Consider the following 14,528-nt stretch of genomic DNA (forward strand, 5'->3'; position numbering starts at 1 on the left):
CATGGATTTCGCCCTGCCCGCCGATGTCGATGCCCTGCGCGCCCGCGTGCGCGCTTTCGTCGAGACCCACATCATCCCGCTGGAGAACGATCCCTCTGCCCGGGATGAGCACGAGAACATCCACGAGGTGGCCCTGGACACGCTTCGCGCCAAGGTCAAGCAGGCCGGGCTCTGGGCGCCGCAGATGCCCAAGGCTCGCGGGGGTCTGGGGCTGGGTGTCGTGGGGATGGCCGCGCTCTATGAGGAGATGAACCGCTCGATCTTCGGTCCCGTCTGCTTCAACGCGGCTGCGCCGGATGACGGCAACATGATGCTGCTGGAGAAGGTCGGCACTCCCGCGCAGAAGGAACGCTGGCTGCAGCCGATCGTCGACGGGGCGGTTCGCAGCTCTTTTGTCATGACCGAGCCCCGTCCCGGCTCCGGCTCGGACCCGGGCGGCATGATGCTCACCCGCGCCGAGAAGAAGGGTGACACCTGGGTGATCACGGGGCGCAAGTGGTTCATCACGGGAGCGGCGGCGGCGACCCATTTCATCCTCGTCGCCCGTACCTCCGACGATCCTCGGACGGGACTGACGTGCTTCCTCCACCACCGAGATGACCCTGGTTGGCGCATCGAGCGACGCATTCCCATCATGGGGCCGGAGGAGCACGGCGGGCATTGCGAGCTGGTCTACGAAGGCCTCGAGATCCCTGACGAGAACCGCTTGATGAACATCGGCGATGGTCTGAAGGCGACCCAGATCCGTTTGGGCACCGCCCGTCTCACCCACTGCATGCGCTGGCTGGGCATGGCTCGGAGAGCCCTGGAGATCGGTGGAGAGTATGTGCGGGACCGGATGGCCTTCGGTGAATCCCTGGCCGAACACGAGAGCGTGCAGACATTGCTGGGAGATGCCGCGCTCCAGATCGAGATCGGCCGCCTGCTGACGATGAAGGCCGCATGGAAGCTCGATGCAGGGGACTTCGCCCGGAAGGAGGTCAGCATGGCCAAGATCGTCGTGGCCGATGCTCTTCACCAGGCCATCGACACCGCCATCCAGCTCAACGGCGCCCGGGGCTATTCCAAGGACACCCCCCTGGAGTGGATGTACCGCTACGCCCGCCAGGCCCGTTTGGTCGACGGGGCCTCGGAGGTGCACAAGATGGTCTTGTTCCGCAGCCTGCAGAAAGAGGGCAAGGACTTCTGGAGCTGGGGGGTGTGATGGAAGCTCGGCGCGCGGAGCTGGCGTCCTGGCTCGCCACCCGGGCCGAAGCGAGGGGAGCTGAGATCCTCTCCTTCGCCAGGCTGTCGGGTGGCGCCATCCAGGAGAACTGGGCCCTGGATGTGGCCTTTACTGGCGGACCGTTGGAAGGCCGCCATGCGCTGGTCATCCGGACCGATGCTCCGTCTGGAGTGGCGGTCAGCCTGGGGCGGCCCCAGGAGTTCGCTCTGTTCCAGGCCGCCTTCGCCGCTGGGGTGACGGTGCCCGAGCCGCTGTGGCAGGACGCGGACGGCGGTGTGCTCGGCAAGCCGTTCTTCGTCATGCGCCGCGTTGGCGGCATTGCTTCGGGGCATCGGCTGGTCAAGGACGCCACCGCTGGGGGAGGGCGGGTGGCATTGACCGAAGCGCTGGGGCGGGAGCTCGCACGCGTCCATTCCATTCGGCCGCCACGCTCGGAGCTGGCCTTTCTGGGGCCCCCACCAGCCAGCCCCGCGCGTCGCTGGATCGCCGAGTTCCGTGGGTGGCTCGACCGGCATGAGGCAGCGCATCCCGCGCTGGAGTGGGGGCTGCGCTGGCTGGAACGACACGCTCCTGACACGCCCGAGCCGACCCTCTGCCACAATGACTTCCGCACCGGAAACATCATGGTCGACGCACAAGGAGTGACCGGCATCCTCGACTGGGAGTTCGCCGGCTGGGGCGACCCGCTGGCCGATATCGGGTGGTTCTGCGCTCCTTGCTGGCGCTTCGGCGCCTTGGAACGCCAGGCAGGTGGCATCGGTGCGCGCGAGGACTTCTATCGCGGCTACGAGCGCGAGCGCGGGGCTCCTATCGATCCCAGTCGGGTCCCCTATTGGGAGGCCATGGCGACGTTGCGCTGGGCGATCATCGCCCTGCAGCAAGCCGAGCGTCATGTCTCGGGCGGAGAGCGCAACCTGGAGCTGGCGCTGACGGCCCACATCGTACCGGCGCTGGAGTTGGACATCCTGGAGATGACACGGGAGCACGACCATGCGTGACAGGCCCATTGCCTACGAACTGTTGGAGGCCGCTCGAGAGGTGTTCTCCGAGAAGCTGCTGCCAGCGCTTCCTCAGGAGCTGACCTATCAGGCGCTGATGGTGCTGAATGCAATGGGCATCGCCGCGCGGCAGGCGGCAGCGGGAGACGCTCCACTCGAGGCCGCGCGGCACCGACTCTCTGCCCTCTATGGTGATGACGCGAGCGAACTGCCCGCTCTGGAGCGGCGCCTGGCTGCGGAGATTCGGGCCGGTCGCTTCGACCCGGGAGCGGCCGACCGGGCAGCGGTCTTCAGCCATCTGTGGGAGACAACTCGCGCCAAGGCGGCGGAGAGCAACCCCAAGTCATTGAGCGGTCGCACTACATGAGTGGTTCGCGATGGAGGAGACGGTGGGCACCGTGCCCTCGATACGTGTAACGGATGCGCTTCCCGCGATCCGCAGCCGCGCAGCTCGGTTAGGCTCTCGCATGAGGGCCAGGGGGTACGCCCGCAAGAGTGAACGTGCCCCACCCATGTCCTGGCTCCTGGGAGGGTTCATGACTACACCGCTCGCTGCACCTCAGATTGTCATCAACAGCCGCATGCTCTACTCGAACTGGATCCCAGCGGATCCGGCCGCCACCGCTGCGCTGCTTCCCCCGGGGCTCAAGCCCGCCGCCAACCGCGCCGTCTATATGAACCAGTACGTCGTGGACTCGGCGGAGCAGACCTCCGGGTTTGGTGCGTACTCGCTGACGTACCTGGGAGTGGACCTTGCGGGCCACATGGCGCCGGACGGAGTGACGCCTGGGCGCTTCTTCACGCACTACTTCAACTCCTCGGAGGTCATGCGCCACTACGCCAGCGAGCGCGGCGTGCCGGCCACCGCAGGCTCGACGACGCTCGAGCTGAAGGGCCAGGAGCTGATCGCCACCACACATGCCGGGGGGAAGCCCATCATTCGGGCTGTGGCTCGCGTGGGCAACACCATCAGCGCCGTGGCGCGTGGCCAGCTCATGTACGTGACGCGGGTGGGAAACCGGCTGATGGCCGGCAACTACCCCTACGTCGGAGAGATCGCTGCTCCGTTCGAACTCGTCTCGCTCGAGTTCCTCGCACCGGATCACCCGGTGTACGCCCTGCGGCCCGCCAGCCCGCTCCAACGTGTGGAAGGGTCGTGCTGGTATGCGCCTCGAGATTCGTTCGCCTACCCGGGCGGTGAGTACGAACTCAAGCCCTGAGCGGCCCGTTCGGGAGGCTCAACGGGGGGCGGGGCTGCTCCGCCCTCGCTGACATTTTTGTCATCTTCGCGTCATCTTCCCGCCTGCTCTTTTGCCTAAGAGTTCCGGGTACATGGTCGCGAATGAACAACGGTCCGGTGGCAGCTGGGCCAGGAAGCTCGGACTCCTCGTCATCGCCGCACTCGGGATCGCGGCTGGAGCATGGTTGCTGGGCGGCTCCTCGAAGCCTCGTGCGGCGACGGGGCCGCCCACCGTGCCTGTCGTGGTGGAGCAGGTCTCCCGCCGCGATGTGCCTCACCTGCTAAGAGGCATCGGCACGGTTCAATCACTCCACAGCGTCGTGGTCCGCACGCAGGTGGACGGGCTCCTCACCGAGCTCGCCTTCAAGGAGGGCCAACAGGTCAAACAGGGCGATCTGTTGGCCCGTATCGATGACCGGGCGATCGTCGCTGAGGTTGCCCAGGCTCGTGCCGAGAAGGCGCGCAACGAGGCGCTGCTCCACTCCGCGCGAACCGACCTCGAGCGCTACGGCAACCTCGTCCGGGACGACGCGATTGCTCGCCAGGCGGTCGATCAACAGAAGGCCCAGGTGGAGCAGCTCGAGGCCACCCTTCTCGCCAACGAGGCGATGATCGCCGCGGCTCAGGTCCGCCTCTCCTACACGCGCATCACCTCGCCCGTCACCGGCAGGGTGGGCCTGCGCCGTGTCGATCCCGGCAACGTCGTCCGCGCCTCCGATGCGCAGGGACTGATCACCGTCACCCAGCTCGATCCCATCGCGGTGCTGTTCGCCCTGCCGCAGGAGGATCTCCCCCGGCTCCAGACCCTGATGCGCGATCCTACTGGTGCGCCCGTCACCGCATTCGATCGCGCGGGCGGGGCCGAGCTGGCCCAGGGGCGCCTGACGATGATCGACAACCAGATCGATTCCACGACGGGCACCATTCCTCTCAAGGCGGAGTTTCCCAATACCGAGGGCAAGCTCTGGCCGGGCCAGTTCGTCACCGTCGAGCTGCGGACGGGAGAGAGCCAGGGCGCCACGGTCGTCTCGGCCCGCGCCGTTCAGCGGGGACTGCAGGGCCCGTTTGTGTTCCGTGTCGAGGGAGAGAAGGCCACCGTGGTTCCCGTCACGGTGGGCTATGCGAACGATGAGCTCGCCGTGCTGACGTCTGGGGTGACTCCCGGTGAGACGGTGGTCAGCGATGGCCACTCCCGCCTCAAGGCCGGCAGCATGGTGAAGGCCGTCTCGCAGCCGGGCGGGGACTCGAGAGGAGCCTCCCGGTGATCCATTCGAAACGCAGCATCTCGAGCTGGTTCGTGGCCCGTCCCGTGGCCACGGCGCTGCTGACGCTGGGCATCGTCCTGCTCGGAATCTTTGCCTACCCGCGCCTGCCCGTTGCACCGCTGCCCGAGGCAGAGTTCCCGACGATCCAGATCAGCGCAGGCCTGCCTGGCGCGAGCGCCGAGACCATGGCCTCCTCCGTGGCGACGCCCCTGGAGGTGCAGCTCAGCGCCGTCCCCGGCATCACGGAGATGACGTCGACGAGCTCCCTGGGGACGACCTCCATCACCCTGCAGTTCGATCTCGCGAAGAGCATCGACACGGCGGCTCAGGAGGTCCAGTCCGCGATCAACGCAGCCTCGGGCCGGCTCCCCTCGGAGATGCCGAACCTGCCCACCTGGCGCAAGGTGAACCCGAATGACAGCCCCATCTTCGTGTTGCGCGTCCAGTCGGACCTGATGCCGCTCACCGAGCTGAGCGATCTGGCGGAGACGAAGCTGGCGCGGCAGCTCAGCCAGATCACTGGCGTCGCCGAGATCAACATGACCGGCCAGCAGCGCCCGGCCCTGCGCATCCAGGCGTCCCCCGCGCGGCTGGCGGCCCAGGGGCTGACGCTGGCGGACATCCGGGCGGCGGTGCAGGCGGCGAGCGTCAATCAGGCCAAGGGCGCGATCTTCGGGCAGACCCGCGTTTCGACGCTCTCGACCAATGACCAGATCTTCCGCCCGGAGGACTACGACGATCTCATTGTCGCCTACCGTGGGGGGGCTCCGATCCGCCTCCGGGACGTAGCGCGCGTGAGTGCGGGCGCGGAGAACGACTACGTGCAGGCCTGGCAGAACGGCAAGCCCGGGATCAACTTCCTCGTCCGCCGCCAGCCGGGCGCAAACCTCGTCGAGACGGCGGACCGCATCCGCGAGGCCCTGCCGCGCCTGCGCGAGCAGCTTCCCGCCAGTGTCGAGGTCGACATCCTCATCGATCGGACGCGGACGATCCGCTCCTCGCAGCATGAGGTTCAGATCACGCTCCTCATCACGATTGTCCTGGTGGTGGTGATCATGGGCCTGTTCTTGCGGCAGTTGTCGGCCACGCTCATCGTCGCCGCGGTGCTGCTGGTGGCACTGGTGGCGACCTTCGCGGCGATGTACGCGCTGGGGTTCAGCTTGAACAACCTCACGCTGGTGGCCCTCATCGTCGCCGTGGGCTTCGTGGTGGATGACGCGATCGTCGTGGTGGAGAACATCCACCGTCACCTCGAGGCGGGAATGAACCAGCAGGAGGCGGCGCTCACTGGCGCCTCGGAGATCGGCTTCACAGTCATCTCGATCAGCCTCTCGCTCATCGCGGCGTTCATCCCCCTGTTGTTCATGGGCGGAGTCGTCGGGCGTCTGTTCAACGAGTTCGCCATGACGATGGCGGCGGCCATCCTTCTCTCGGTCGTTGCATCGCTGACGCTCGCGCCGATGCTCGCCTCGCGATTCATGAAGCCCCTGGCCCACGGGGGAGCGGACTCCCACGGTGGGTTCGCCCAGCGCCTGGTGGAAGCGTATGGCCGGACGCTGCAGTGGGCCCTGAACCACCAGCGGCTCACCTTGCTGGGCTTCGGATTGGCACTGGCCGCCGCCGTCGTGAGCTACGTGTACGTGCCCAAGGGTTTCTTCCCGGTGCAGGACACGGCCTTCATCCTGGGAACGACGCAGGCGGCACAGGACATCTCGTATGGGGACATGATCGCCAAGCACGCCGCGCTGGCCGACATCGTGGCGAAGGAACCGGCGATGGAGGGGTTCGCGCACGCCGTCGGCGCGACCGGCGGCAGCCAGAGCACCTCCAGCGGGCGATTCTGGATCGTCCTCAAGGATCGCTCGGACCGTGACGTGTCGATCACCGAGTTCATGGATCAGCTGCGCCCGAAGCTCGCCCAGGTGCCCGGCATCATGCTGTACCTGCGCCCGTCGCAGGACATCAACCTCGGCGGCGGCCCCGCGCGTGCTCAGTACACGTATGCGTTGAAGAGCAGCGATGGCGCCATGCTGTCCGAGTGGGCGGAGAAGCTTACGGTGAAGCTCGCCCAGCTTCCTCTGCTGCGCGACGTCTCGAACGACCAGCAGCTCGGCGCCAGCGTCACCCGGCTCACGATCGATCGCGCGGCTGCGGCACGCTTCGGCATTTCGGCTCGGGACATCGATCAGGCGCTCTACGATGCCTTCGGGCAGCGGCAGATCAACGAGTACCAGACGGAGGTCAACCAGTACCGGGTGATCCTCGAGATCGACGCGGGGCAGCGAGGCACCTCGCAGAGCCTAGCCTACCTCCACCTCCGCTCACCCCAGACGGGCGAGGTGGTGCCGCTGTCGGCGGTAGCGAAGCTCGAGCCCCCGAGCACGGGCCCCCTGTCGATCAGCCACAACGGCATGTTCCCGGCCGTGAACATCTCCTTCAACCTGGCGCCGGGCGCCGCGCTCGGAGATGCCGTGACGGCCATCCAGCAGGCCGAGGCGGAGATCGGAATGCCCACCGCGATCACGCGCAACTTCCAGGGCACCGCGCGCGGCTTCCAGGAGTCGCTGGCGAGCCAGCCCTTCTTGATTCTCGCCGCGCTCCTGGCGGTCTACATCATCCTCGGCGTCCTCTATGAGAGCTTCGTGCACCCGCTGACCATCCTCTCGACGCTCCCGTCGGCGGGACTCGGCGCCATCCTGCTCCTCTGGATGATGGGACACGACTTCTCGGTGATGGCGCTGATCGGCATCGTGCTCCTCATCGGCATCGTGAAGAAGAACGGCATCCTTATGGTCGACTTCGCGCTCGACGCCCAACGCGCGCGGGGGCTGGCGCCCCGAGAGGCGATTCATGAAGCCTGCCTCGTCCGCTTCCGGCCCATCATGATGACGACGCTCGCCGCGCTCCTGGGCGGCATTCCGCTCATGCTGGGCTTTGGCACCGGTTCAGAGCTGAGGCAGCCACTTGGTATTGCCATCGTGGGTGGCCTGATCGTCAGCCAGGTCCTGACGCTCTACTCGACGCCCGTGGTGTACCTGACGCTCGATCGCCTGTTCAGCCGCGCGCGGCAACCGGCCTCCTCGGAGCTGCCCAAGCCGCCGCACCTGGAGGCGACGTGATGCGCCGGACCACGCACCTGCTCGCCGCGTTCCTCCTCGTCACCGGCTGTGCGAGCTCGGCTCCCACGAAGCTGCCGACCGCGGAACTCCAGGCGGACTGGGAGAGTGCCCCCGCGGCTGCACGAAGCGCTTCGATCGACGCGGCGTGGTGGCACACGTTCAGCGATCCGGTGCTCGATGGGCTGATTGCCGAGGCGGAGCGCCGGAACCTGGATCTCCGCATCGCCGATGCGCGCATCCGCGAGGTCCGGGCGCTGCGGAAGGGTGCACGCGCGGAGCTGTTTCCCCAGGTCAACGGCACCGCGGGGATCAGCCATGGCCGCACCGTGGGGAGTGATGAAGCGAGGACCTCCGGCTCGCTCGGTCTGGAGGCGAGCTGGGAGGCCGACATCTTCGGAAGGCTGCGCGGCGAGGTTCGCGCAGCGGATGCGGACTGGGTAGCGACCGTGGCCGACCGTGACGGTGTGCGGCTTACGCTGGTGGCTGAGGTGGCACGCGCCTATCTGGAGTACCGCCTCTATCAGGCGCAGCACACGATCGCCCAGGCCAATGCGAAGGCCTCGGAGGAGACCCTGCGGATCGCCCGGGCCCGCTTCGAGCAGGGCGTCTCCAGCCGGCTGGACGTGGAGCGCGCCCTCACCACCCGGGGCCAGACACGAGCCAGCGTCGCCCAGATCGCGGAGCTCGCCGAGTCCTCTCGCCACCGGCTCGTGTTGCTCCTGGCTACGACTCCGGCGGAGCTTGGGAAGCTGCTCCCTGAGAGCGGACCACTGCCGGCCGCGAGCGCGCTGAGCGTTCTTCTCACGCCCACGGAGGTCATCGGCCTGCGGCCGGACGTCCGCGCGGCAGAGGCTCGGCTGCTGGCCGCCATCGCCCGGCGCGAGGCGGCGGAGGCCCTGCGTTACCCTCGCATCACCCTGGGCAGCATGCTCGGGCTCCAGAGTGGCTCGGAGACGACCGCCTTCCTGTCTGGTGGCTCCCTGATCTGGTCCATTGGGGCCAATCTGCTCGCACCGCTCCTCGACTTCGGACGCATCCGTGCCACGATCGACGCAGCGGATGCGAAACAGGAGCAGGCCTACCTGAGCTACGAGCTGACAGCGCGCACCGGCCTCCAGGAGGTCCAGACGGCGCTCATCCTCTATACGCAGGGCGAGGTGCGGCGGGGCGAGCTTGCCGCCGCTACCGAGTCCGCACGTGCCGCAGCCGAGCTGGCGCGCCGGCAGTATGGGGCGGGGACGCTCTCGTTGCTGGAGGTGCTTGACGCCGAGCGCACCCTCTACGGCTTGGAGCTGCAGGCGGCGGAGGCGACGGCGGACGTGTCGCTCCGCCTTGTGCGCCTCTACCAGACCATGGGACTCATGCCACCGAACCCGGAGCCGGCATGAAGATCCTCATCGTCGAGGACGAGGCGAAGACGGCCGAGTATCTGCATCGTGGTCTCAACGAGCAGGGGTACACGGTCGACGTGGCTCGAACGGGGCCAGACGGGCATGCCCTGGCCCTGCAACATGACTATGACGCCATCGTCCTCGACGTGATGCTGCCGGAGCTGGACGGCTTCTCCGTGCTCCGGGCCATCCGCACTCGCAAGCAGACGCCGGTCATCATGCTCACAGCACGCGACCGGGTCGACGATCGGGTCCACGGGCTCCGAGCGGGCGCGGATGACTACCTCGTCAAGCCGTTCTCCTTCCTGGAGCTCGTCGCCCGCTTGCAGGCGGTGACGCGGCGAGGCCGGGCGCAGGAGTCGACGCAGTTGCGGATCGGCGACCTGGAGATTGATCTCCTCGGCCGGAAGGCCTACCGCGCAGGGGGGCGGCTCGAGCTGACGGCGAAGGAGTTCGCCCTGCTGGCCCTGCTGGCCCGGCGCGAAGGGCAGATCCTGTCAAAGACGGTGATCGCCGAGCAGGTGTGGGACATGAACTTCGACAGCAACACGAACGTGGTCGAGGTTGCCATCAAGCGCCTGCGAGCGAAGGTGGACGGCCCCCACGAGCGCAAGCTGCTGCACACCATCCGGGGCATGGGGTACGTGCTCGAGGTGCGCGACGAGCGGGAGGCGTCATGAGGGCATCGATCTCCACTCGGCTGGCGGTGATGTTCGCAGTGGCCTCGCTGGGGGTCTTCTCCCTGGTGGGCTTCGCCCTGTGGCATGTGCTGCAGCGCGAGCTCTGCCGCCACCAGCTCAGCGAGGTGAACACCCGCCTGGACTACGCGGGCATGATGACCGGCCGGAATGACAACGCCGAGAAGTGGAAGATGCTGCGCACGAAGCTGGACGTGCTCACTCCGCTCGATCGCAGGGTGCGCTTCTGGGTGGTGGGCCCGGACCCACGGTTCGAGTATGGCGACGCATCGCCGGTGCTCCGCGAGCGGCTGAGCACCCATGCGGAAGGGCCGTTGGATTTCGAGCTGGAGGGCCGCTCGTGGCGGGCCTCCGTCCGATCCATTGCCGCCAATGGCGAGCGCCCCGCGGTCCAGCTCGTCACCGCGGTGGACTCGGCGAGCTTTCGCGAGACGCTGAACGTCTTTGCCGGAGCGCTCGTAGTGCTCTGTCTGGCGGGGGGCGCGCTCGTCGGGCTCCTGGGCCATCGCATCGCCAGGGTGGGGCTGGCGCCGCTGAGCAGTCTGTCCCGAGAGGCCCAGGCCCTCAGCCCGAGGGACTTGTCCCAACGGCTGCGGCTCTCGCCCCTGCCTCGGGAGCTGGCTGATCTGGTCTCCTCGTTCAATGGCGCGCTCGAACGGGTGGAGCGTGCATACGCCCAGCTCGAGGGCTTCAACGCCGACGTGGCCCACGAGCTGCGCACGCCGCTGACGAACATCATCGGCCAGACACAGGTCGCGCTGGCGAAGGAGCGCACCGCGCCACATCTCGAGGAGGTGCTGCAGTCCAACCTGGAGGAACTGGAGCGCCTGCGGGGGATCGTCAATGACATGCTCTTCCTGGCTCGAGCGGACCAGGGGGAAGAGGCGCTCGATCGGGTCCACACCTCGGCGGCGGAGGAAGTGTCGAAGACCGTCGAGTTCCTCGATGTCCTCCTAGAGGAGGCGGGCGTGTCGGTGCGGGTGGAGGGGGATGCGCGCACCTCGTTCGAGCGCTCGCTGTTCCGCCGGGCGGCCAGCAACCTGCTCCTCAACGCCATCGAGCACTCCGAGCGAGGCGCGGAGATCGTCGTGGATATCGCGCAGCGGAAGTCCGAGGTGCGCATCGCCGTCACGAACCCGGGGATACCCATTCCGGAGCAACACCTGGAGCGGCTGTTCGATCGCTTCTACCGGGTGGACGGCGCACGCCGGAACAGCCGCGACAATCACGGCCTGGGACTGTCGATCGTGAAGGCCGTCGCCAAGATGCACGGTGGCACCGTCTTCGCTGCGAGCACGGAGGGCCACAACACGGTGGGCTTCACCCTCTCGGCCGCCTCTCAGGTGTGAGCCCGCCGCGCCGCCTCAGCCTCCTCACATCGAGTCACCGCGCCTGCCCGTCTCCCTCGGTGCGCTCCCATGGTGGCGTCCCGGCGAAGGCCTCGGCCAGAAAATCAATCATGACCCGGACCTTGGCGCTGACATGCCGTCGGCTGGGGTAGATCGCCATCACGTCGATGTCGGGCAGACGAAAGCCCGGAAGCAGCGGCACCAGGCGTCCGGTGCGCAGGTCATCGCCAATCAGGAAGGTCGGCTGCCAGATGATGCCCTCGCCCGCCAATGCCGCGGCTCGAGCCGTGTCCCCATTGTTGGTGAACATCACGCAGGGAACGTTGACGATGTGCGCCTTGCCCGCCTCGTCGGTCAGGTGCCATTGGTCGGCCATCGCCGCGTACGTGTAGGCGATGCATGCATGCGAAGTGAGGTCCGCTGGCGTCTGGGGCCGTCCATGCCGCCGGAGATAGGCGGGCGACGCACAGACGATGTTCCGCGAAGTGGCCAGCCGTCGCGCGACATGGGCTGTCGAACCTCCGCGCGAGATGCGGATCGTCAGATCGAACCCCTCCTCGACGATGTCGACGACGCGATCGATCAGAGCGATGTCCAGGGTGACGTCCGGATACTTCCGCCGGAAGCGGGGCCATAACGGCGCCAGGTGAAGCACTCCAAAGCTGAGCGGGGCGTTGATGCGGAGCCGGCCCCGAGGCTGCAGTGCTGCCGACGATGCCGAGGCTTCGGCTTCAGCGACTTCCTCGAGGATGAACTTGCAGCGCTCGTACAGCGCTTCACCTGTCTCCGTCAGCGACAGCGTGCGGGAGCTGCGGTTCAGGAGCCGGGTACCCAGATGTGCCTCCAGCTCATTGACGTACCGGGTGACATTGGCTGGCGAAGTGTCCAGGGCATCGGCGGCCCGCGTGAAGCTGCTGCGAGAGACCACGGTCACGAACACTTCGAAGGCACGCAAGCGATCCAAAGCCATCCTCCACGAGCTGGAATGCAGGCCATCATCGTTCACAAAAGCTGAAGGGTGGAACCAGTTTCCAAGCCTTTCCAACAAGAGTCCTGAACCTTAGTTTCACACCATCGGTTGGCGCCAAGGGCACTGGCCGACGCAACTGGAAAGGCTGAGCCATGACTTCTGAACTCGATTCGACTTCTTCCTCCCTGTCGAGCAACCACTCGCTGCCCCGCCGGTCCGTGCTCGCTGGTGCCGCTTCGCTGCTGGCCGCTTCGGCGCTCCCGGCCTCCGCCGCAGGGGCCGATCCCCAGGCTGGTTTCTCCGAGCACTTCGTTGAAGCGAACGGCGTCCGCCTGCACTACTCGATCGGCGGCAAGGGGAGCCCCGTCGTCCTGCTGCACGGCTTCGCGCAGACCGGGCACATGTGGGGCCCGGTGCTGCAGCCGCTGGCCAAACGTCACACCGTGATCGTGCCGGATCTGCGCGGCGCTGGTGCATCGGACAAGCCCGAGAAGGGCTACGACAAGAAGAACATGGCCGCTGACATCCGTGCGCTCGTGACGTCGCTCGGTTTCGACAAGGTCAGCATCGTCGGTCATGACATCGGCCTGATGGTCGCGTACGCCTACGCGGCGCAGTTCCCGCAGTCGACCGAGCGGATCATCTTGATGGACGCGTTCCTGCCGGGCATCGGCGACTGGAAGAGCGTCTGGTTGCTGCGCGACCTGTGGCACTTCCACTTCTACGGCGAGACGCCCCTGGCTCTCGTGAAAGGGCGCGAGCGGACGTACCTCGAGCACTTCTGGAACGACTTCGCCGCGGACCGCAATCACTCGGTGTCGGAGGCGGATCGCCGCATCTACGCCAAGGCGTTCGCGCAGCCGGGCGGCATCAGTGCTGGCTTCGAGTACTTCAAGAACTTCGAGCGCGACGCGGCGGACTTCGCGCAGCTCGGGGCGACGAAGCTGACCATGCCCATGCTGGTCCTGACCGGTGAGAAGGCGGGCGGACAGTTCCTCATCGATCAGGGCAAGCTCGTGGCCAACGATGTCAAAGGCGTGATCGTCGCGGGCTCCGGACACTGGCTGATCGACGAGGCCCCGCAGGTGGTCGTGCCCGCGATCGTCGATTTCCTCGGGTGATGCAGCGCACGTCGAGGGACGCTTCTGGTGCACGGAGTTGTCTCGAAGTCCCCTGAAGGGCGTGGCAGTCTCCCCAGGTCAGCACCGCAGGGAGGCATGCACATGAAGATGATGAAGGCGCTGGGACAGACGGAGTTCGGGGGGCCGGAGGTCTTCAAGGAACTCTCGCTCCCCATTCCCGAGGCACGCGGCTCGGACCTGCTGATCCGGGTCAAGGCCGTGGGCATCAACCCCGTGGACACCAAGGCTCGCTCGAATGCGGGCGGCTATGGCCAACTCCAGAAGGAGGAGGTCGTCGTCACGGGCTGGGATGGGGCCGGTGTCGTTGAAGAAGCCGGTCCCGAGGCCGACGGCCGCTTCCGCAAGGGAGACGAGGTCTACTTCGCCGGAAGCCTGGTCCGTCGCGGCTGCAACTCCGAGTACGTGCTCGTCGACTCGCGCGTCGTGGGCCGCAAGCCCGCGTCGCTGTCCTTCGCCGAGGCCGCTGCCCTGCCGCTCACCGCGATCACCGTCTGGGAGGGGATGATCGAAGGTTGTGGCGTGCCGCTCTCTCCTTCACCCGGCCCTCGCAAGCGCGCCCTGGTCGTGGGCGGCGCGGGTGGGGTGGGCTCGATCGGTACCCAGATCCTCTCGCGCGTGTGCGGCCTGCAGGTGGTCGCCACCGCCTCTCGTCCCCAGAGCGCCGAGTTCTGCCGGAAGATGGGTGCCTCCATCGTGATCGATCACTCCAAGAGCTTGAGGGAGCAGCTCGCTGCGCACGGCATCGATTCGGTGGACTACGTGCTGAACACCACCGATCCGGACACCAACTTCGACGCGCTGACGCCGCTGATTGCTCCCCAGGGGAAGATCTGCTGCATCCTGCGCATCAACAAGCAAGTGGATCTGGCGGCGCTGTTCGCTCGCCGCGTCACGGTGGTGTTCGAGATGATGTTCTCTCGCACGATCTTCAGCTCCCAGCCCGAGATGCAGGGAGCCATCCTGGATCACATCTCCACGCTGGTGGATGCGGGGACGCTGCGCTCCACGCTCGTCACGCAGATGCCCTGGACCGTGGCGGGCCTCTCCGAGGCCCACGAGACCAGCGATGCCGGCAAGGCCATCGGCAAGATGGTGCTCGCGCCGGTCGGGTAGGCTCGTGGCCTGAGCCCT

The 14,528-nt window shown here is 67.1% G+C and carries 12 protein-coding genes; 11 read left to right on the top strand and 1 reads right to left on the bottom strand.

What is annotated here, in order from left to right:
* Position 1 precedes the first annotated feature (1 nt).
* The 9 genes from KY501_RS26575 to KY501_RS26615 all read left to right on the top strand — a co-directional run bounded on the left by KY501_RS26575 (position 2) and on the right by KY501_RS26615 (position 11,285).
* Positions 2 to 1,204, top strand: coding sequence for an acyl-CoA dehydrogenase family protein (locus KY501_RS26575; protein WP_224366250.1), 1,203 nt, complete (start codon positions 2 to 4; stop codon positions 1,202 to 1,204).
* The gene (locus KY501_RS26580) at positions 1,204 to 2,223 is read left to right on the top strand and encodes a phosphotransferase family protein (protein ID WP_224366419.1); all 1,020 of its coding nucleotides are present in this window, start codon (positions 1,204 to 1,206) and stop codon (positions 2,221 to 2,223) included. Before KY501_RS26575 ends, KY501_RS26580 begins: the two co-directional genes overlap by 1 nt.
* On the top strand, positions 2,216 to 2,590 hold the full coding sequence (locus KY501_RS26585) for a DUF6285 domain-containing protein (RefSeq protein ID WP_224366251.1): 375 nt from the start codon (positions 2,216 to 2,218) through the stop codon (positions 2,588 to 2,590). The genes KY501_RS26580 and KY501_RS26585 overlap by 8 nt, the downstream gene beginning before the upstream one ends.
* Before the next feature lie 169 nt (positions 2,591 to 2,759).
* Entirely contained in the window at positions 2,760 to 3,443 is a 684-nt protein-coding gene (locus KY501_RS26590; RefSeq protein ID WP_224366252.1) for an acetoacetate decarboxylase family protein, read from the top strand.
* Between the two features lie 112 nt (positions 3,444 to 3,555).
* Positions 3,556 to 4,728: an efflux RND transporter periplasmic adaptor subunit gene (locus KY501_RS26595; RefSeq protein WP_224366253.1), complete on the top strand. Its 1,173-nt coding sequence runs from the start codon at positions 3,556 to 3,558 to the stop codon at positions 4,726 to 4,728.
* Positions 4,725 to 7,847, top strand: a complete 3,123-nt coding sequence (locus KY501_RS26600) for a multidrug efflux RND transporter permease subunit (protein ID WP_309242996.1) — start codon at positions 4,725 to 4,727, stop codon at positions 7,845 to 7,847. Before KY501_RS26595 ends, KY501_RS26600 begins: the two co-directional genes overlap by 4 nt.
* On the top strand, positions 7,847 to 9,235 hold the full coding sequence (locus KY501_RS26605) for an efflux transporter outer membrane subunit (RefSeq protein WP_224366254.1): 1,389 nt from the start codon (positions 7,847 to 7,849) through the stop codon (positions 9,233 to 9,235). Before KY501_RS26600 ends, KY501_RS26605 begins: the two co-directional genes overlap by 1 nt.
* Complete coding sequence (locus KY501_RS26610) at positions 9,232 to 9,918, top strand: heavy metal response regulator transcription factor (RefSeq protein WP_224366255.1); 687 nt, start codon at positions 9,232 to 9,234, stop codon at positions 9,916 to 9,918. The genes KY501_RS26605 and KY501_RS26610 overlap by 4 nt, the downstream gene beginning before the upstream one ends.
* The gene (locus KY501_RS26615; RefSeq protein ID WP_224366256.1) at positions 9,915 to 11,285 is read left to right on the top strand and encodes a heavy metal sensor histidine kinase; all 1,371 of its coding nucleotides are present in this window, start codon (positions 9,915 to 9,917) and stop codon (positions 11,283 to 11,285) included. Before KY501_RS26610 ends, KY501_RS26615 begins: the two co-directional genes overlap by 4 nt.
* Positions 11,286 to 11,319: 34 nt before the next feature.
* On the opposite strand, the gene KY501_RS26620 is transcribed toward KY501_RS26615, so the two are convergent.
* A complete protein-coding gene (locus KY501_RS26620) occupies positions 11,320 to 12,249 on the bottom strand; it encodes a LysR family transcriptional regulator (protein ID WP_224366257.1) in 930 nt (309 codons plus the stop codon).
* A gap of 158 nt (positions 12,250 to 12,407) precedes the next feature.
* Between KY501_RS26620 and KY501_RS26625 the strand changes: the two genes are divergently transcribed.
* The gene (locus tag KY501_RS26625; protein ID WP_224366258.1) at positions 12,408 to 13,376 is read left to right on the top strand and encodes an alpha/beta fold hydrolase; all 969 of its coding nucleotides are present in this window, start codon (positions 12,408 to 12,410) and stop codon (positions 13,374 to 13,376) included.
* Positions 13,377 to 13,478: 102 nt separating this feature from the next.
* A complete protein-coding gene (locus KY501_RS26630) occupies positions 13,479 to 14,510 on the top strand; it encodes a zinc-binding alcohol dehydrogenase family protein (protein WP_224366259.1) in 1,032 nt (343 codons plus the stop codon).
* The last annotated feature ends 18 nt before the right edge of the window (positions 14,511 to 14,528 follow it).

This window comes from Hyalangium versicolor, assembly GCF_020103695.1.
Taxonomy (GTDB): Bacteria; Myxococcota; Myxococcia; order Myxococcales; family Myxococcaceae; genus Hyalangium; species Hyalangium versicolor.

What these genes read in the sequence shown, in the direction of transcription:
- KY501_RS26575 (WP_224366250.1), top strand. Translation starts at nt 2, where the DNA reads ATGGATTTCGCCCTGCCCGCCGATGTCGATGCCCTGCGCGCCCGCGTG.
- KY501_RS26580 (WP_224366419.1), top strand. Translation starts at nt 1,204, where the DNA reads ATGGAAGCTCGGCGCGCGGAGCTGGCGTCCTGGCTCGCCACCCGGGCC.
- KY501_RS26585 (WP_224366251.1), top strand. Translation starts at nt 2,216, where the DNA reads ATGCGTGACAGGCCCATTGCCTACGAACTGTTGGAGGCCGCTCGAGAG.
- KY501_RS26590 (WP_224366252.1), top strand. Translation starts at nt 2,760, where the DNA reads ATGACTACACCGCTCGCTGCACCTCAGATTGTCATCAACAGCCGCATG.
- KY501_RS26595 (WP_224366253.1), top strand. Translation starts at nt 3,556, where the DNA reads ATGGTCGCGAATGAACAACGGTCCGGTGGCAGCTGGGCCAGGAAGCTC.
- KY501_RS26605 (WP_224366254.1), top strand. Translation starts at nt 7,847, where the DNA reads ATGCGCCGGACCACGCACCTGCTCGCCGCGTTCCTCCTCGTCACCGGC.
- KY501_RS26610 (WP_224366255.1), top strand. Translation starts at nt 9,232, where the DNA reads ATGAAGATCCTCATCGTCGAGGACGAGGCGAAGACGGCCGAGTATCTG.
- KY501_RS26615 (WP_224366256.1), top strand. Translation starts at nt 9,915, where the DNA reads ATGAGGGCATCGATCTCCACTCGGCTGGCGGTGATGTTCGCAGTGGCC.
- KY501_RS26625 (WP_224366258.1), top strand. Translation starts at nt 12,408, where the DNA reads ATGACTTCTGAACTCGATTCGACTTCTTCCTCCCTGTCGAGCAACCAC.
- KY501_RS26630 (WP_224366259.1), top strand. Translation starts at nt 13,479, where the DNA reads ATGAAGATGATGAAGGCGCTGGGACAGACGGAGTTCGGGGGGCCGGAG.